Consider the following 18,802-nt stretch of genomic DNA (forward strand, 5'->3'; position numbering starts at 1 on the left):
TTTCGGCTTTTATTATTCGGCGTTGGGATCGGTACATTCAGCTAACGTAGGCTCTTTGTTGCATCGGATTTTGCGCAACAGGGTCAGCATTTTGGCGTCATAGACATTCTGTTCGCGGAAGGCAAGCCGAATCTGTCGAGTTTGGGTATGGTATTCCTCGCGTCCTTGTCCCTCCAGCGGAATCCAGAGATCCTTGGGAATGTCTTCTTCTGCTTCGCGCACGGTCTTCAAAGTCTGATCGAAATTTTTCACAAAGAACTCGCGGGATTTCTGGGCGAAGCCATCTGGCAATTTGCTCCAGCGGGCCACGAACTGCATATTGCCCTGCATAACGGGGTTCTCGAGGATGCCGCCGTTGGGACGCAGGCCTTTGTCCAACTCCATCATTTTATAGACGATGGCAGGGCCACCGGTGATATCAATGGCGTTGTTGTTGAATTTCTGAAAGATGTTGGTCAGGGTGGAGGAAACCGGCGTCATGCCAAGATCCACAACCAGCTGGCGCATTTCGGGCATGGTGTCGAGCACCGCCATACGCTTGCCTGCCAGATCCGAGATGCTTTTGATGCTGTTGTCGTTGGTGAATATGAACACCGCACCAGCAGGCTGGATGCCAATGACTTCGTAGTCGCCGTTGCGCATGTACTTGGCGGCAGAAGGTTTTGCCAGGGTCTGCATCACTGTGCGTAAGTGTTCATAGGTTGGCATTGCAGCCGGGGCATCCAGCGTGCCGGTGAACTTGTTGAAGTTGCGGGCCTGCAGGCTGGGCATGTTTGCCATGTCACAGGCACCGGACTTAAGCTCTTCAACCACAATCTTATCGTGCACATAGGATTTCAATTCGATTTTTGCACCCCAGTTCAGGGCGGCAGCCTGATAATCCATGAGTGCTTGATGCTCGGGGCCACCTTCGCCCATGAACATGAATGCGCACATTTTGACGGGGACGGGCTCTGCCTGAGCGTTGCCCATAATGAGAGTGGCGCCGAGTGCAGTTAACAGACCAGAGAAAGCTTTCTTCATTTTTGTTTTCATTATTTTTCCCTCAGTGTTCTTTTACAAAAGATCGTCGATATCCAATGTGTCAGCGGGAATAAGCTGGTCATCCCAGAAGGTGCCAAATTTACCAAAAGGAGTGCGCTGTCCAGTGTGCTCAGTCCAGAGTTTGTCGGAAATCAGTACCAAGCCACGGGTGGCCATTTCGTCCAACAGATTCAGTTTGGGATTGGCAGGATATTCTTCCTTCATCTTAACATGTTTGCGAATGACGTTTTTAATGCCATTTTCATCGCCCTGAGTCATGTACATAGCGGCTTCAATCAAGTGAACCATACGCACACCTTCAGCTTCACCGGTCCGTGCGGCCAGATTCAGCCGATCCATACCTAATTGAATGGCCGCTTTGTCATCATCCAAACGGGCTTTGGTGATATCGACAACGGCCGCCACGGCGTTGGGGATGCCCCAGAATTTATCGCTGTCCACGCACTTCAGTCCGTCCATGGCCCTGGGCAGCACGTCCAGTGGCACGCCAGCGGCACCACCTACGGCCAGGTCCATCTGCACCGCTTGCATGCCCCCGAACATGCCGAACATGTAGGCCATTTCTTCATTGTCATCATGGAAGTCGGGGCACTCTTCCCCGGGTTCACCAAAATAACGAACGGCGGCTTGATAGCCAAAGTATTGCCGTTGGGCCGCCAGGCGAGTCCAGCGCTTTTGCAGCGTGCGAGCATCCTGAGCGGTGGGTACGTCGTTTTTGTTCATGGCGCGCAGAAACCTCAGCTCCTCCTGCTTGGCCTTCTCGTCGGCACACATACCGGAAGCGAGGGTAACCATGGGAATCAGCGGATCGATATTGGGACCCATGGGGTAGGTCATGGCCGCCATGCCTTCACCCATAGCGCACATGATGTCAGTATCGTTGGAGGCCATAAACCAGGGACTCATATATTCGTTGCCAAAGGACACCATGCCACTGGCTGCCATGTCCCGTACCGAACACCCACTGATGCAAAGGGAGAAAAGCACCGCGAGTGCGGTATTCAACCGGAGTGTATTGATCATTGAAATCCGTTCCTTCTTGTTATTTGTTTTTTTATTATCGTTGCCTGGATCAGGCGAATTCCGGGTTCCCCAGAACCCTCAATTGTAACCACTTGCCGCCAAGTCTCAATTGCTACCAACACTGGCACGGCATCGGTTTAATGAACAACATTGATGGTTAGTATTATGGCGTGGGAAAATTTTATCTGCAATGCGTATGAATTAAGTTTATTGAGCGCGGGAAGGAAGGCCCATTATGTGACTTGCTGCGCCTCAAAAGCCCCTGTTTTCTATATTGAATGATGCACATATCCATAAATATCAGGGGGATAGGAGGTCGCCACAGGGGCGGGCTGGAGCATACCTTAATCCCTGCCGGAGTATATGGAATGTTCAGCGGGGCCTGATGAGTTACCTTGCTGGACCGGCCTGGCGCAGAGTGTGTCGCCCCGTGTGGCCGGTTGACTTGAAATCGGCGATCTGGGATAAGAACAAAAAATGACTCGTTACAGGCCTGGCCGCAGTGAACCTTTTGTAGCCGAACTGGCAACCATGACGAGAAACGAGTAACCCTGATATTGAACGAGAGAATAGAGTGAAGTCTTCTGCAGTACTGATCAGTGGCGCGGGAACCCGCCTGGGTAAACTGTTCGCCCGCCACATGGCCTCATTGGGTTATGACGTCGCCATTCATTGTAACAGTTCACTGGAGCCGGCCCGGACGCTGGCGGCGGAGTTACAGGCGCTGGGGTGCGCAGCCGAGGTTTTTCCTCAGGATTTTACCCAACCCTTTGATACGGATGCCTACCTTGCAAGCGTAAGGCGTGTCTTTCCCAACTTGCGCTGCCTGCTGAACAATGCTTCTGCCTATGCCGCGGCCCCGTCAGCCAAAACTGATCGCACCTTACTGGAGACGCAGTTTCGTGTGAACCTGGTGACACCCTTTCTGATGACCGCCAGTTTTGCAAATCAGATCGCCAGCGAGCATGCGAACTCATCAGAAGACCACAATGCTCCAATACCACAGGTGATTCACATTCTTGATAACAAGATTGGGTATCACCAGTATCAGTATGCCGCCTATCTGCTTTCCAAAAAATCCCTGGCGGAATACACCCGACTGGCCGCCCTGGAATTTGCCCCTTTCTTACGGGTGAACGGGATATCCCCTGGCGTGACCCTGCCCGGTGAAACCCGTACGGATGACTACGTTCAATGGCGGTTGGAAGGCATCCCACTGCAGCGCCAGGGTCAGGACAAGGAGCTGATGGCCGCTCTGGGTTATCTGCTGGAAAATGAATTTGTTACCGGCCAGATCCTCACCGTGGATGGTGGTGAGTCCATTAACCAAGTGGGCAGGAATCACGAAAACTATCCGGGTGGATCGGAATGAGTTCCCAGCCCAGTCCTCAGAAGTGTTCGCACTATGCCATTGTTTCGGTTGGCACCAACATTGAGCCGGAAATCAACCTGCAGAAATCCCGAGCGATTTTGCAGGCTGAAATGACCCTGCTGGGTGAAGCGAAGGTGATCCAGACTGCGCCGGATGGCTATCAGTTGCAACCGGATTTTTTGAATGGTGCCTATTATGTTGGCACCGAACTGACATACGAGGCGTTTAATCAATATTTGAAAGATGTTGAGAAGCGCCTGGGTCGCGTGAAAGGGCCCATCAAGTCCGGCCCCCGTTGTATTGATCTGGATATCATCGTGTGGGATGGTGAGGTGGTACACGATGACTACCGGCAGAACAAACATTACGTGGTCGACCCGGTCAATGAGCTCCTGGACCGGTTTCAGATAGCGATTGAACCCAGATGAGTGCGGCCCACATGGCGTTGGACGCTACCTGCTATCGTTCAGCAATGTTGCAATCCATCGCTGATCTGCTGGAGCAGAGCGGCCAGCCTGCCTTGATCCTCCACCTGAAAGACCTGTCAACATTGCCCGAGGCGGAACTGAAACGGTTTGGGAATTGGTGTCAACGGCAACCTTGCCCGGTGATAGGGCTTGGTGCTGACACCGAATTGGCCGCAGACTGCGTTGACGTGGTGATCGAGCAGGAATCGGAGCTGACGCGCCTGCTGAAAAACATTGAGCAATTCCCCCAGGCCGCCACGGTGTTGGTGCAAGTGCTGCGCACCCTGGAAAACCTTTCACCAGTGGACGGTTTGGTGGTGGAATCCCTGGGCTATGCCACCTTGCAGTCGGGCTCGGAATTCAAAGGCTGGCTGGCAAAGCAGGGAGGGCAACCGGCGCAAGCGGTTGATGCCGACGCCGGGCCACCGATCCTGGTGACGCGCCGAGGAGACCAACTGGACCTGGTGTTAAACCGTCCTGGGAATGACAATGCCTACACCGTTGAATTGCGGGACGCGCTGTTTGAAGCACTGAATGTGGTGTTGATGGATCAGGATATCCGGCGGGCCCGGATTTCCGCCAACGGACGTTGCTTCAGCAGCGGGGGAGCGCTATCAGAATTCGGCACGGTGAGCGACCCGGCCTTTGCCCATCAGATCCGATCCAGGGCTTTTCCGGCCAGGTTGATTCTGTCCTCCCCTGATAAATTCCACTTTCATGTGCACAAGGCCTGCATTGGCAGTGGAATAGAATTACCTGCCTGTGGTGGGTACGTTACCGCCTCACCAAAGACCCTGTTCTGGCTGCCCGAATTATCCATGGGATTGATCCCGGGAGCCGGGGGTTGTGTCAGTATTTCCAAGCGCATCGGGCGTCGTAGAACCGCTTACATGGTCTTGTTGAATAAAAAAATTGATGCTCAAACCGCGTTGCGTTGGGGGTTGATCGACGCCATTGCGGAGTAGGGTGAGGACGTTGATGCCAGCTTGCCCATTGCCTCGTAAATTGTCTGTCCATGAGCGAGAACCAGGCGCACATCCTCCTGCAGCAGGCGGGTTCTGGCAGCGGCCCAGGGCAAGCTCAGCAGGCACAGATCTGCCGGCGCGCCTTCGATGAGTGTGCGGGCCTCTCCGGGCCTGTGCAGTGCCCCCAGGAAAAGGGCGAGAGCCTGCTCCGGGCTCAACGCTTCACCCGCGCCCAACACGGCATTTTGCTGCGTGCGGCGGGAAATGGCTGCTCGCATGGCGGCCCAGGGATCCACGTCGCCGAAGGGGGCATCGGAGCTTGCTGCCAGTGGAATTCGCAGATCCAGGAAGGAGCGCGCCCGATACAGGTGGTTATGTTCGCTGGGATCGATGTCCTGGAGATAGGTGTCGCCTTTACGTGCGATGAAGTGGGGCTGGGTCACCACGGTCACTCCCAAGGCCTTTATGCGCTCCAGCAGGTAGTCTGGTGTCATCGAGGCGTGTTCGATACGATCGCCCATGAGTGGACCTGCTTCCTCCAGGGCCTGGAGACTGAACAGCATTTCAATTTCCGTCACGCAGTGAATCGCCACCGCCACACCGAAATGGTGACTGGCGGTGATGCGTGCAACCAATTCCTCCAGTGGGGGCAGGCGGGTTTCATGCAGATGTATTTTGACGGGGCCCGCGCTGATTCTGCCCCCCTCTGCCGGCAAGGGGGGGGAGAAAGCCTGGTTGCGGGCCAGGTGCACACGCTGCAGCAGTGTGTTGTTGCGTGCCAGCTCACTGAACAGATCAAACGTTGCAGAATCATTGCTGGGGGTCATATCCGCAAAACCGGTGACACCCAGGCGCGCCAGGTTTTTGCTGGCCTGATGTACCGGTGGCAGTGACCGACCCACCAGTGTTGAAATAACCGAAGTTACGTCAAGAAAGCGCCCGGAACGGACACTGTCACGGCACAGGGGCAATGGGGTTGGCAGGTTCTGATTGGATTGGATCAGCCGCTCGACGCCCAATGAGTTGAATATCCAAAGCCGCCCGGTGCGGTGCTGAATCCGCAGGGGTCGATGTGGACAAAATTGATCAAGCCAGTGCCGATCAATTGCCCCGGCGACACTCTCATGGTAACCAACCCCTCGCAACCAGTCCGCTGCAGGCGATTGTATCGTAAGGAGGTTTGCCAGGTCATGGGCGGAGGGCACATTGCCGGGGCTGCAATCGATTGAGTTGAGGGATGCCGCGTAACTGAGGAAGTGGATGTGGTGATCATTGAGCCCTGGCAACAACGCGGCGCCACCAGCCTCTATCACCGGCTCACCCGGAATCGGCATCAGGGTGCCAATCTGCTGGATCACGCCGTCGCGGATGCGAAGGTCATACAGATCACTCAACTCGCCTTGAGTCTGTCCGCCCTGATAGAGTTCTGCGTTGCGGATCAGCATAAGACAGAGACGATCCCGCAGGTCAACGGAAACGGCAAGTTAACAGAATGTAAATCGGCAGCAAGATGTTTTGATGTCATGTTATCACTGGGCCTTGGCTACGGGGTCTATCACCAGACAAGCATTTACGAATCTATCATAAAAGTGAATAATCATCAGTTTTTTATGGGCCGGAATTTTTAAGGTCATCCACTGGTTTCTGGAGGATTGGGGTGGAACGTGAGCTGCTGAACAAGCACGGACAGAAGATGGGGCGCAAGGGACTGATCATGCGCAAACGCATCATGGATGCGGCCTTGGGTTTGATTCGCGATGCGTCGTACAAGGATCTGACCGTGGCAGAGGTCGCCTCGGAAGCATCCACTTCCACCTCCACGTTCTATGTCTATTTCTCTGATATAGAAGATGTTTTGTTCGCCTGTGTTGAGGAAGCCGATCAGGATCTCAATCAGATCATGGACGTGCTGAGCCAGGATTGGTGCGCTGAAAATAGGGCGGAAAAGGTTTCGGAGTTCGTTGATGCCTACATGAAAATCTGGAAGAAACACTCGGTGGAGCTGCGTGTGCGCAATCAGGAGGCAGACCAGGGAAACCCGCGTTTTCTGCAGTATCGCCTTGAATCCACGCGGGATATCATCGAAAGCCTGGAGCAAAAGGTGGCACAGGCACGGCCAGATACGGACAACCCCCTATCGCTCGCATTGGTTTTGTTCACCTCCATGGAGCGTTTGGCGGGGGTCAACTACCGGGCGATCGGCCAGACCCGGATCAGTCGCAAAAAGCTCAACAATGCGATGAAGGAACTGTGGCTGATGCTGCTCAGTGGCAGCGGAAACAGCGTCTAAGCTATTGAGAATCTGTGCGTTATGCTGGCCGGGCGCAGCGGTATCCCGGATTGGTAACCGTGGGCCCTGAGGGTAAAGCGGCTCCAGATTATTCTGCAGGGCAAGCCATTGACGCAAGCTGTTGTGAACCTGGTTTCGATCTTCGTGCAATTCACGCTGTAAGCAATAACTCACGGCCTGACGGAGCGAGATCGAGAGCAGTTCGTTTCCACCACTCATCAGACTCTTCCAGGCGGCGAGGGCCGCGAAGATCCCCGACAGCGGGTCCGCGATGGCATCGCCTACCAATCCATACTCGCCGGTCGCCTCATACAGGGCCCGGCTGAGCCCGGCTGCTGCCGCCGCATCATCTCCGAACCCAACCCGCATTGCGGCTTCACCCTCCCTGCCATGGGCAGTGATACTGACCCAAACCTGACCTTTCCCCTGCGCGAGCAGGTCCTCCGCCACAATGCCCAGGTTTCTCAGGGCGCGTGGGCGTGAACTTTCAATCACGATGTCTGCCATGGCGACTAAGCGCTTCAGGTGCTCAACCTCGCGTGGGGATTTGAAGTCCAGAGTCACGGATGCCTTCCCTTGATTGAGTAACTGATAGAACTCGGGCAATCCCCGGCGCGCGCCATCGGGCCGGTCTGTACTCTCCACCTTGATCACATGGCAGCCTGATTCCAAAAGGAGGTGGCCGCACAAGGGGCCAGCCCAAAGCGAAGACAGGTCCACCACCAGTGGACGTCTTCTGTTACCCGGTTCAGTGCTTGGGCTCGGGTTCTTCGCAGTGAACGCACGACTCTCCCAGGGCAGGAGGGGAGCAGGGGGCAGATCATCTGCCCTTGACACCGCCAGCCCCAGGGGCATGGCCTGACTGAGCAATTCGCTCGAAGGCGCAGACAAACACAGGTTCGTTAGAGATTCCCAATCACCCGTTTCAATCTCAGCCGAACCTGGGGTTTTGATGTCACGCTGGGTTGAGGGGCCGAGCCATGCCGGTATCAGCTCCCAGTCAGAATCTCTGGGCAAATTCACCGCCAGCAGGCCGTCTGCACATTGGATCAAGCGACAGGCCGGTATGTGCTGATAGGGCGTGTCCGCATTGCGCGCCAAAGCGAGCATGTGCGCGCGCTCATACAGGAGCCTCCCACCGGTAAGAGGCCCACGCGTTATTCCGGCTAACTGCTTTAGCTCCTCGAGCGCGCGATCGGCGCTGCGCATCAACGGTAGCAATGGGGTGGCCATTGGGATTGAGCATTCCTATTCGGTGAGAACTGCGTTAGTATCTGGTGATAAAACTAACGAATCATCAGTTATTATTCAAGCTTGTTCAGCATATCGAATGTTTGTTTTGGTTGGCCGGCCGAATCTCAGTTTTTGTCCGGACATCTATGCGATAGTAGTTTACTGAGCCCGGCATGGATGGGTAGGATATGCTTAATGGAATTACAATGTGACCGGACATATATGGATGGCAGTAATGCAGCCAGGCTGGAATAGTCACTGCTGGTTGCCCCGGGAAGCTGTCTGACCATCGTTCAGATGTGGTAAATCCCAAGACAGAAGAACATTTCCAAGAATAACGAATAACAATGTTAGGTATAGCCCAATGGAAGAGTTGAGATTTGATGGTCGGGTCGCGGTGATAACGGGTGCTGGCAGAGGGTTGGGTGCAGCCTATGCAAAGCTACTGGCTTCCCGCGGTGCCAAGGTGGTGGTGAATGATCCCGGCGTCAGCATGTCGGGGGACGGCAATGATGTCGGCCCCGCTCAACAGGTGGTGGAAGAGATTTTCGCCTCAGGAGGCGAGGCTGTCGCCAACGTGGATTCCGTGGCCACCGCAGAAGGCGGTGAGTCAATCATCAAATCCGCTCTGGATAATTTCGGGCGCATTGACATTGTCATTCATAACGCGGGCATTGTCCGTCGGGCCGCCCTCAAAGATATTTCCTTTGAAGACTTCGAAACCGTGCTGGATGTGCATCTGCGGGGTGGTTTTCACGTTGTGCGAGCAGCGTTTCCCCATATGTGTGATGCTGGATACGGACGCATCGTATTAACGGGTTCAATCAACGGCCTGTATGGCAATGCCGGTGTCGTAAATTACAGCGTGGCGAAGGCGGGTCTGATTGGGTTGTCGAATGTGGCGGCGATCGAAGGGGAAGCGTACGGCGTCAAAAGCAATATTATTCTACCCGGTGCGGTGACGCGGATGGCTGAGGGGTTGGACACCAGCAAGTATCCGCCAATGGACCCGGAGTTGGTGGCACCTGCAGTAGCCTGGATGGCCCATGAAAGTTGCTCAATCACCGGCGAAATGCTGGTGTCGATAGCGGGTCGAATTGCCCGTGCCTATGCCGCTGAAACCAAAGGGGTCTTTAAACCCGCCTGGACCATTGAACAGGTGGCCGAGCAGATCGCAGCCATTCGCGACCCGGAAAATTCCCTGGTATTTCCACCGGTGCCTACCGGGCACTTGGACCACCTCCGGTACAGTTTTGAAATGGCGTCCAAGGGTTAACAGAGTTTTGTCTCTAGTCAGGAAGTTTGCCCGGCAAATGTCGGGCTTTTTTTCTGATGGAGAACGCAAAGAGCAATATATACGGACAAATAGATTCAATATAGGTGCGGAATACATAAGCTAATTGCTAATTATATTAATGATGTCCGTACAAATATACGTTGTCTCCGGTTGCCATGAAAACGTGGCCGGAGTTAAGCTTAAACCATAACTGCAACGAGATTTTCACACATGGCTGTACCGGTTTACGAACGCATCCTGGACCTGCTGGAACAAGAGGGAATCAATTCGCTGTTTGGGATTCCTGACCCCGGCTTCATCCATATGGCGATGACGGCCGAACGCCGTGGTTGGAATGTGGTTGCACCCCATCATGAGCAAGCCGGTGGTTTTATGGCCGACGCCTGGTCCAGAATGACCGGTAAACCCGGCGCCTGTTTCGGCACCCAGGGGCCAGGCATCTCAAACCTGGCCGCCGCCATGATTGTGGCCGCCAAGGAAAATGCTCCCACCATCTTTTTCGGCGGGCAACGTTCGCGGGTAGCTTATCAGCGCGCGCGCAAAGGCCGAATTCAATTTATTGATCAGGTCTCCAATTTCAAACCGATGATGAAGTATGTGGGAATTGTAGAAGAGCCGGATCAGTGCGATGAAATTATTCGCGAGGCCATTCGCCAGGTCACGTCAGGAAAACCGGGTCCAGCTTATGTGGAGTTGCCTTTAAGTGTGATCCACGAAACCTATAACTGGCCACCGTTGATGGCACCCAGCCAATATCGTCTGGTGGAGCAGGCAGCCAGTGCGCCGATGATTGCGCGCGCCGTGGCGCTGATTCAGCAGGCAAAAAATCCAGTGTTGTTGGTGGGGCAGGGCATGTTTACCTCCCGCTCCCATCAGGTGGTGGGCGAACTGGCCACCTTGATGGATTGCCCCATTCTGCAGACTTCCGGCTGTGCCATGGTGATCGAAGGCATGGAGGATCGCACCTTCGCATATGGATTTTCGCCGGCCGGTCGCGCTGCTGCCGATGCCTCAGATTTATGCATAGCAATTGGGACCGAGCTGGGTGAACCGGTGCATATGGGGATTGGTCGCCACTGGGAAAAGAACGACGCACAGCGTAAATGGATTCATATTGAGCGGGACTCAATGGCCATGAACGTGAATCGGCCCATTGATGTGCCGTTAGTGGGGGATATTCGTGACATCGTGCCGCAGCTGATCGATGCCCTGAAAGCGACGCCCCGGTCCGCTTCCAGCGAATTCCAGTCCTGGAAACAACAGCAAACCGAGTGGAAAGCGCAGCTGTTGGAATCCGTTCCTTCCGGCACTGACCCGGTGCATCCGGCGCGATTCATTGTGGAAGCCACCAAAGCCATTCCACAGGATGCGATTTATGCGGCAGACGGTGGTTCTGTGACGATCTTTGGCTGGACCTATAGCCAGTACCAGCCCCGTGATTTGGTATGGAACCAGAACACGGGCCACCTTGGCACCGGCTTACCCTATGCAATCGGCGCGGCCATCGCAGCGGATGGGAAACGCCCAGTGGTACTGGTCACCGGTGACTCGTCGTTTATGTTTCACATTGCCGAACTGGAGACCGCAGTACGCAAAAAGCTGCCGGTGATCTGTGTGGTCGGTTGCGATTATTCCTGGGGCCTGGAAGTGGGCTGCTGGCGCAAGCAGGTCGGGCCCGACTCTCCCGAGACCGAAGCCCATTGGGGCAACTGGGTTCGGTTCGACCAGATCGCCCAAGGGTTTGGTGCCCACGGTGAATATGTGGAGCGGGAGCAGGATATCGCCGCGGCGGTGGAGCGGGCCATTGCCAGCGGTAAACCGGCCGTGATCCAGGTACCCATTGATGCGGACGCCAATGCAATGGACGCACCGAACTACGAAGAATTCAAATCCTGGTATACAGATTTTAAAGCGGGATACGGCGCTGAAGCTGAAGACGCGTATTAATACCAACAACAATTAAAGGGATAGTGACGATGGCAGTAAAAGTATACGAACGAATTCTGGAGCTCTTTGAGGCCGAAGGGATCAACACGCTGTTCGGCATACCGGATCCCAATTTCGTGCACATGTTTGTCGCCGCGGAAAAGCGTGGCTGGAATGTGGTCGCACCCCATCATGAGCTGGCCGTGGGCTTTATGGCTGAAGGTTACGCCCGCATGAAAGGCACACCGGCGCTGTGTATTGCTACACTGGGGCCGGGTATTGCCAACGCCGCCGGTGCCATGATGTGCGCCAAGGTTGAGAATTCACCCATTATCTTTTTGGGTGGACAACGGGCTCGGGTTACAGAGCAACGTGTACGAAGAGGCCGTATCCAGTTTGTAAAGCAGGCTCCGCTGTTTGAAAACTCGGTAAAATACAGCGCCAGCATTGAATACGCGGACCAGACCGACGAGATCATCCGCCACGCATTGCGAGTGGCCCAGTCCGGGACTCCTGGCCCTTGTTACATTGAATATCCCTCCCACATCATTCAGGAAGAGCTGGATGTACCGGAGCCGGTTGCGCCGGAAGTCTATCGTCTGGTGAAACCCGGTGCGGACGGCAACATGGTGGCGAAGGCGGCTGAGCTGATCAAAGCTGCGAGCAATCCGATCTTACTGGTTGGCCACGGGGTCCAGACCTCCCGCGGTGGTGAGCAGGTGAAAGAGCTGGCGCAGCTGATGGGTTGCCCCATTGTCCAGACCTCCGGCGGTACTGCGTTCATCCCCGGTATGGAAGATCGAACCTTCCCCTACGGTTTCTCCAAAATTGCCAATGAAGCGGTATCCCAATCGGATCTCTGTCTTGCTATAGGCACGGAGCTGGGTGAGCCGGTTCACTATGGTCGCTGGCGTCACTGGGAAAACAACAAAGACAGTCGCAAGTGGATTTATGTAGAGCTGGACGATGAGGCCATTGGCCAAAACCGTCCCATCGATGTGCCGTTGGTCGGTGATTTGCGTACAGTGGTGCCGCAACTTTCTGCAGCGCTTAAAGACAGCCCCCGCAAGCCCAGCGCCGATCTGGCCCGTTGGATCGAGGAAGATCGTCAGCGCTTAATCGATCTGGCAGCAGAAGCCGAGAGCAAAACCACGGACAGCGGCAAAATGCACACTGCCCGCTGGGTAACCGAGGCCACAAAAGCCTTTCCGGAAAACGGTATTCATGTCCGGGATGGGGGCGGTTCGGTCATCTTCACCTGGACATACCTGCAGTGCAAGCCCCATGACGTGATCTGGAACCAGAATTTCGGTCATCTTGGCACAGGCTTACCTTATGCGATTGGTGCGTCCATCGCTGATGGTGGAAAACGACCGGTATTGTTCACCACCAGCGATTCGGCATTCCTCTTCCATATTGGTGAGCTGGAAACCGCTGCCCGATTCAACCTGCCCATCGTCACCGTGGTGGCCGTGGACAATCAGTGGGGGCTTGAGGTGGGTGTATACAAGCGCACCTTTGGTCACGGCAATACCAATGAACCCGGGGTACATTGGGGCAAGAACGTGCGCTTCGACAAAATCGCAGACGGCCTGGGCTGCGTCGGGATGTACGTGGAAAAACCCGAGGAATTAGGCCCTGCGATCCAGGAAGCATTTGCCATGGGCAAGCCGGTGGTGATTCACGTTCCCATTGACCCCGTAGCCAATCATGGTGGCAATGAAAACAAGGATACGCCCAATTACGACGAATTCCGCACCTGGTATGCGGAGGGTGCTCAGTAAACATTTCCCGTTCCAAACCTTGAATCAGGCTGCCGGGTCTTTTCGGCAGCCTTTTTTTATTTCCGTGCGGTGACCCTATAATAGGCGTAACGATTAACAGATCTAAGCGCATCCAGGGTGACCGATGGCCAAAACATCCCAAACAAATAACAAAAGAAATCGTAGTGCCGGCAGGCCCACACCGGAGCAGGCTGCGGAGCTGGAAAATCATTTGCTGGCAGTGGCACTGGCAGAGTTTCTGGAGCGGGGTTATGGCAACGCGTCTCTTGAAAGAATCGTGAAGAATGCATCTGTTTCTAAAACCACGCTGTATTCCCGTTACCCATGCAAAGAGGACCTGTTTCGTGCGGTCGTGTCGCAGCAGATCAGTCGCATCGATCCTGGCTCCTATTTAAAAAGCAATCTCCAGTTAAATAGCAATCCCAAGTTTAAGTCCAAACTTCACTCCACCTCCCACGACCTCGAAAACGGCTTGAAATCCTACGCCAATAATATGTTGGAATTCAGTCTCAAGCCCGAGATGCTGGAGGTAAACCGGCTCATCAACAGCGAGGCCAGTCGCTTTCCCGAGCTGGGTCTTGCGGCGGCGGAGCGTACCCAGTTGGGGGTCGCCCGCATACAGGCCTTTATTGCAGATTGTGCCATAGAGGACGGAATCCCATGTCAGGACCCCAAAGCGGTGGCGGAAGTGTTTATTTTCATGATTCGCGGCTGGTACACCAACCTCATGTTGACCAATCAAACGGTTACTGCAGCAGAACGCAAGCGTTGGGTGGATCGTGCCGTTCATACTTTGCTGGTTGCACGGGCGCAATGGTAGCGAAATCAAAATAACTTACTGAAACGGCCTTGACCTTTATTAGTACTCAAACGTATCATATGAAATATGATACGTATCCGTACCATTAAAACCCTGCGGATACTCACCGGTACGTAACGCTCACAGCCCAGATCGGGGGGATCGGTAACATGGTATTTGAAGTGCATCCGCTGAACGAGCACATAGGATCTGAAATTCGTGTCACCACAGAGGCATTGAGTCGTCCGGAAGTGGCGTCCGAACTGCGATCTTTATTGCTTGACCGTGGTGTGCTGGTGCTCAGGGAGCAGCATCTGGATGAGGTGCAGCAAATGGCCTTGGCTCGACACCTGGGCAGTCTGCGGGAAGAGCTGGGCAAGGGCATCTATAAAATCACGCTGGATAAGAAATCCAACGCCCATGCAGAGTTCCTCAAAGGCTCCTTCCTTTGGCATATCGACGGCACCCATGACAATGTACCGCCTTTTGCGACCTTGCTGACGGGGATCACCCTGTCGGAAGAGGGCGGACAAACAGAGTTTGCCAATTCCTATGCTGCCTACGAAGCGCTCTCTCCGCATATGAAAAAAAGGATCGACGGATTAAAGGTGGTTCATAGCGTGGAAGTCTCCATGACCCGGGCAGGTATTTCCAGAACAGAAGAAAACCTCGAATATTGGCGCAGCTTTCCCAGCAAAACCCATAACCTGGTGTGGACCCACAAGTCGGGCAGAAAATCCCTGGTAATCGGCTGTCATGCGTCACACATTGAAGGTATGGACAAGTCGGAGAGTGATGTACTGCTGGCTGAACTCCTGGAATGGGCGACCCGGCCGGAGTTTGTGTACCGCCACCATTGGACGCCAGGGGATCTGGTGATCTGGGACAACACTGGCGTTATCCATCGCGTGGAGCCTTATCCATTGGATTGCGGAAGGGTAATGAACCGGAGCACACTGCTGGGCGAAGAACCTTTCGCCTGAACCTCGACCACTGAAGAGCTTGAGCGCATTACAACAATAATTCGAAGGAGCAGGGATATGACGATCAACCTACCCACGCACTGGGATCTGGAAGCGGATTTGGTAGCCGTTGGTTCCGGCGGAGCTGGATTGACCAGCGCGATTACCGCCGTCGATCATGGTATCAGTGCTCTGGTACTGGAAAGCAGCGACCAGGTCGGCGGGGTGACGGCCTATTCGATGGGTGAAGTGTGGATACCCGGGAATCATCTGGCACCCGGCGCGGGCATCGAGGATTCCATCGAAAAGGGCTACCGCTACGTAAAAAACCTGTCCATGGGTTACGGCGAGCCCCTGGCAATCCTGAACCAGTCAGTGCATGGCCCCATTGCCCTCAAATACTTTGAAGACACCATCGGCCTTAAGATGTCTGTGATTCGGGATCTGCCGGATTACTACTACCCGTACTCCGAGGATGGTTTGCCTGAAGGTCGTTATCTGGAAGCGGTTCCCTTTCCCGCCAGCGCGTTGGGGGAGTGGCAAAGCAAGACTCGGGTTTCCCCCCACGTGCCTTACAGCCTGACGCACGAGGACATTTTCCGCGGTGGTGGTATGGCCAATATGGCGGGTTGGGATTATGAGGTGATGGCAAAGCGCCTGACCCACGATGAACGCACCACGGGCCCGGGTTTGGCCGCCTATTTTGTTAAAGGTGCGCTGGACCTAGAGATACCGATTCATACCGGCGTTCACGCCGAAGAACTCATCAGCGACGGGGAGCGAATCATCGGTGTGCGCGCCACTCGGGACGGCAAGACCATCCATGTGAGAGCCCATCGCGGTGTGGTGCTGGCGGTGAGCAGCTATGAACGCAATGCCAGTTACGCCAAAACACTGGGTCATCAACTGGAAGTTCAATCCATGGTGATGCCGACAGTGGATGGCGCCCACTTACGGCTGGCAGGGCAGGTGGGCGGGCGCATTGCACGGGTTCCGGATGTCACCTTACTGGGTTTCCACGTGCCGGGTGAGGAGCAGGAAAACGGCCTGCCATTGTGGCGCGGTGCGCTACCATTCCTGGGTTTACCTCACACCATAGTGGTTAACAAAGCCGGTAAGCGCTTTGCCAATGAAGGGTTCTATCGTTCCATCTATTACGCCACCGATGTCATTGATGGCAACACACAAACTCATGCCAACTTTCCGTGCTGGGCGGTGTTCGATCGCCAGGCGCGGGAGAAGTATCCCTTTGGATCGCTTATGCCCATGCAGGAAATGCCAGAAGCGTTGGGGACCAGCGCAGACACCCTGGCTGAGCTGGCGCAGAAGATCGGAGTGGATCAGGCTGCCCTGGAAGCCACGGTCGCACGCTTCAACGGCTTTTGTGCAACCGGTGTGGATGAGGACTTCCAGCGGGGCACTCACCCCTGGGGTGCCCTGATGTGTGGTGACCAGACCCGCAAACCCAACGGTAACCTGGGGCCGCTGGAGAAGGGTCCATACTATGCGGTGCGCCTGCACCGTCTTGCCGGTGGTGGTATTGCGTCAACCGGTATTATGGCGGATCAGCATTGCCGGGTCATGGGTTGGAACGACAAACCGGTGGAAGGGTTGTATGTGGCCGGCAACTCGCAGGCGCGCCTGGACAACGGTGCCTTCATGCAGAGCGGAATCACCAACGCCCGCGGTCTCACCCATGGCTATCTGGCAGGCCGCCACGCCGCGGGTAAGCCCAGCGATGAACTGGATAAGGCCCTGCGGCAATTTGAGCTCTGAACACCGGAATATAGGGGAGAAACATGATCGAAAATGAACACAGTTTTCTGGTGGAGACGTCCGTTGATGACGTCTGGGAGTATGTTGAGAACATTCCAGGCTGGGCGGCCATCTTCCCCGGTCACCAGGATTGCAAACTGATCAATGCAGACGATTCCCAGTGGACAATCAAAGTCAGTGCCGCCGGTGTCACCCGCACCGACAGGGTTCAGGTGCATGTGGAAAAATGGGATAAGCCGCAGCAGGTGGATTTCGTTTTCAAAGTGGATGATCTTCCCGTTGAGGGCAATGGCAGTTACAAGGCAGCCGCAGTGGGGCAGAATCAAACTCAGGTCACCCTGAAGGTGTGTATCATTGGTAGCGGCCCAATGGCGCCCATGTGGGAGGCGGTGGGTACACCCATGCTCCCTGAGTTCGTCAAAACGTTTGCGCATAAGTTGAAGGCGGAGATCGAGCTGGCTGCCGGCGTGGGAACGGAAAGTGCAGCCGATACCGGTTTCGCCTGGCCCATGTTCAAGGGTATGGTGAGGTCCACCTGGTTGGTGTGCGCTACCTGGTTCAAGGGGTTGTTTGGAATAAAGCCCAAAGCACACAAAAACAAGCAGGGAGAGGGTGCGTGATGAGCCAACCGCCTGAGCAGAGCACGACCGAAATCAATAAACACGTCGTAAAAGAATTCATCCAGGCTATGGGACGCAGTGATGGCAAGACGGCCTCAGCCTGTCTGGCAGAGGATGCGTTTACCCTGGCGAAGGGTTTTGGACAGTTTGCCGGAGTGCGCGAATACGACACCATTGTCGGCACCATCGACGCATTCAATACGCTGTTACCCACCGGCTTACGGCCGGAGTTCGTGAGCTTCACCGCAGAAGGTGACAGAGTGGTGGTAGAGTTTGAAGGCAATGCTGAAACCTGTGACGGCAAGCCCTATCACAACCAGTACTGCATGGTATTCACATTGGCTGGCGGAAAAATCAAACAAGTCAATGAATATTTCTGTACCAAAACCGCGGATGAGGTCTTATGGCCGTTGGTCGAAGCCATGTCCAGCCAGATTCCCTGATATTCCCACACTAACCTTCATGCAAGAGTCGTTTATTCATGAGTGAATTACTGTCCGGTAAAGTGGCCATTATTACCGGCGCTGCCAGTGGACTGGGGCGTGCCACCGCAGAGCTGTTCATAGAACATGGGTCCAGGGTGGTGATCGCCGACGTGAATGAGGAGCAGGGCCAATCCCTGGCCCAATCACTTGGTGATTCGGCGGCGTTCAGAGCCGTGGATATTGCCTGTGCTGATCAGGTTCAGGCGCTAGTGGATTTTACCGTTGCACGCTTCGGTGGCTTGGATGTGATGTACAACAATGCCGGCATCAGTGGTGCGATTCATCAGAGTTTTCTGGAAGATGATCTGGCGGATTTTGAGCGGGTGATGTCGGTCAATCTGTTTGGCACCATGGTGGGTTGTCAGGTCGCTGCCCGTTATATGTCCCGGAATGGCGGCGGTTCTATTATCAACACGTCATCCTTGGCTGCCCTGAAACCGGGGTTGCCTTTGATTACCTACCGGGCTGCCAAGGCCGGGGTGATGCAAGTGACCCAGTGTATTGCCCGGGAGCTTGGGGTGCATGGCATTCGGGTAAATTGTATCGCCCCAGGACACATACCCGCGGGTATGACGTTCTATGATATCTCGGAACGGATCAAAAAAACGCAGCCATTGCAACGGCAGGGAACGCCCCAGGACGTGGCCAATGCGGCGCTGTATTTTGCCAGTGACCTGTCTGCGCAGGTAACGGGAACCATACTGCCGGTGGATGGTGGCACCAACCTGGGGTCACCCATTTACATTCAAAACTGAAACG

At 54.9% G+C, this 18,802-nt stretch carries 16 protein-coding genes and 1 pseudogene; 13 read left to right on the forward strand and 4 right to left on the reverse strand.

All coding sequences use genetic code 11. The features are described 5' to 3' along the window. Positions 1–12: 12 nt before the first annotated feature. Both D9N14_RS09815 and D9N14_RS09820 read right to left on the reverse strand, forming a co-directional pair. Complete coding sequence (locus D9N14_RS09815) at positions 13–924, reverse strand: putative solute-binding protein (RefSeq protein WP_290579196.1); 912 nt, start codon at positions 922–924, stop codon at positions 13–15. A gap of 132 nt (positions 925–1,056) precedes the next feature. Then, positions 1,057–2,067, reverse strand: a complete 1,011-nt coding sequence (locus tag D9N14_RS09820; RefSeq protein ID WP_290579197.1) for a hypothetical protein — start codon at positions 2,065–2,067, stop codon at positions 1,057–1,059. 574 nt (positions 2,068–2,641) lie between these two features. Here D9N14_RS09820 and D9N14_RS09825 point away from each other — a divergent pair. Genes D9N14_RS09825 through D9N14_RS09835 form a run of 3 tightly spaced genes read left to right on the forward strand, consistent with a single transcriptional unit; the run spans position 2,642 to position 4,871 of the window. Next, positions 2,642–3,439 (forward strand): SDR family oxidoreductase, encoded by a 798-nt coding sequence (locus D9N14_RS09825; protein WP_290579198.1) that lies wholly within the window; start codon positions 2,642–2,644, stop codon positions 3,437–3,439. After that, the gene (gene folK, locus D9N14_RS09830) at positions 3,436–3,867 is read left to right on the forward strand and encodes a 2-amino-4-hydroxy-6-hydroxymethyldihydropteridine diphosphokinase (protein ID WP_290579199.1); all 432 of its coding nucleotides are present in this window, start codon (positions 3,436–3,438) and stop codon (positions 3,865–3,867) included. The genes D9N14_RS09825 and folK overlap by 4 nt, the downstream gene beginning before the upstream one ends. Next, entirely contained in the window at positions 3,864–4,871 is a 1,008-nt protein-coding gene (locus tag D9N14_RS09835; protein ID WP_290579200.1) for an enoyl-CoA hydratase/isomerase family protein, read from the forward strand. Before folK ends, D9N14_RS09835 begins: the two co-directional genes overlap by 4 nt. Here D9N14_RS09835 and D9N14_RS09840 read toward each other — a convergent pair. Further along, the gene (locus tag D9N14_RS09840) at positions 4,826–6,316 is read right to left on the reverse strand and encodes an amidohydrolase family protein (RefSeq protein WP_290579201.1); all 1,491 of its coding nucleotides are present in this window, start codon (positions 6,314–6,316) and stop codon (positions 4,826–4,828) included. The two genes, D9N14_RS09835 and D9N14_RS09840, sit on opposite strands and share 46 nt — an antisense overlap. Positions 6,317–6,528: 212 nt before the next feature. On the opposite strand from D9N14_RS09840, the gene D9N14_RS09845 reads away from it, so the two are divergent. After that, positions 6,529–7,161 carry a TetR/AcrR family transcriptional regulator gene (locus tag D9N14_RS09845; RefSeq protein WP_290579202.1) on the forward strand — a complete coding sequence of 211 codons (633 nt, stop codon included), beginning with the start codon at positions 6,529–6,531 and terminating at the stop codon, positions 7,159–7,161. 177 nt (positions 7,162–7,338) lie between these two features. On the opposite strand, the pseudogene D9N14_RS22695 reads toward D9N14_RS09845, so the two are convergent. After that, a pseudogene (locus D9N14_RS22695) lies at positions 7,339–8,394 on the reverse strand (CoA transferase); the annotation flags it as partial. Positions 8,395–8,758: 364 nt separating this feature from the next. Between D9N14_RS22695 and D9N14_RS09850 the strand changes: the two are divergent. The 9 genes from D9N14_RS09850 to D9N14_RS09890 all read left to right on the forward strand — a co-directional run bounded on the left by D9N14_RS09850 (position 8,759) and on the right by D9N14_RS09890 (position 18,798). Further along, a complete protein-coding gene (locus tag D9N14_RS09850; RefSeq protein WP_290579203.1) occupies positions 8,759–9,670 on the forward strand; it encodes an SDR family NAD(P)-dependent oxidoreductase in 912 nt (303 codons plus the stop codon). 231 nt (positions 9,671–9,901) lie between these two features. Continuing rightward, entirely contained in the window at positions 9,902–11,638 is a 1,737-nt protein-coding gene (locus D9N14_RS09855; RefSeq protein ID WP_290579204.1) for a thiamine pyrophosphate-binding protein, read from the forward strand. A gap of 29 nt (positions 11,639–11,667) precedes the next feature. After that, positions 11,668–13,401: a thiamine pyrophosphate-binding protein gene (locus D9N14_RS09860; protein WP_290579205.1), complete on the forward strand. Its 1,734-nt coding sequence runs from the start codon at positions 11,668–11,670 to the stop codon at positions 13,399–13,401. A gap of 124 nt (positions 13,402–13,525) precedes the next feature. Then, positions 13,526–14,221, forward strand: a complete 696-nt coding sequence (locus D9N14_RS09865; RefSeq protein WP_290579206.1) for a TetR/AcrR family transcriptional regulator — start codon at positions 13,526–13,528, stop codon at positions 14,219–14,221. Between the two features lie 149 nt (positions 14,222–14,370). After that, complete coding sequence (locus D9N14_RS09870) at positions 14,371–15,183, forward strand: TauD/TfdA dioxygenase family protein (protein WP_290579207.1); 813 nt, start codon at positions 14,371–14,373, stop codon at positions 15,181–15,183. Between the two features lie 57 nt (positions 15,184–15,240). Then, on the forward strand, positions 15,241–16,938 hold the full coding sequence (locus D9N14_RS09875; protein ID WP_290579208.1) for an FAD-binding protein: 1,698 nt from the start codon (positions 15,241–15,243) through the stop codon (positions 16,936–16,938). A gap of 23 nt (positions 16,939–16,961) precedes the next feature. Further along, entirely contained in the window at positions 16,962–17,558 is a 597-nt protein-coding gene (locus D9N14_RS09880; RefSeq protein WP_290579209.1) for an SRPBCC family protein, read from the forward strand. Beyond that, positions 17,558–18,001, forward strand: coding sequence for a nuclear transport factor 2 family protein (locus D9N14_RS09885; protein ID WP_290579210.1), 444 nt, complete (start codon positions 17,558–17,560; stop codon positions 17,999–18,001). Before D9N14_RS09880 ends, D9N14_RS09885 begins: the two co-directional genes overlap by 1 nt. A 38-nt stretch (positions 18,002–18,039) precedes the next feature. Beyond that, positions 18,040–18,798, forward strand: coding sequence for an SDR family NAD(P)-dependent oxidoreductase (locus tag D9N14_RS09890; protein WP_290579211.1), 759 nt, complete (start codon positions 18,040–18,042; stop codon positions 18,796–18,798). The last annotated feature ends 4 nt before the right edge of the window (positions 18,799–18,802 follow it).

Source organism: Ketobacter sp., from assembly GCF_003671495.1.
In the GTDB taxonomy this organism is placed as follows: domain Bacteria; phylum Pseudomonadota; class Gammaproteobacteria; order Pseudomonadales; family Ketobacteraceae; genus Ketobacter.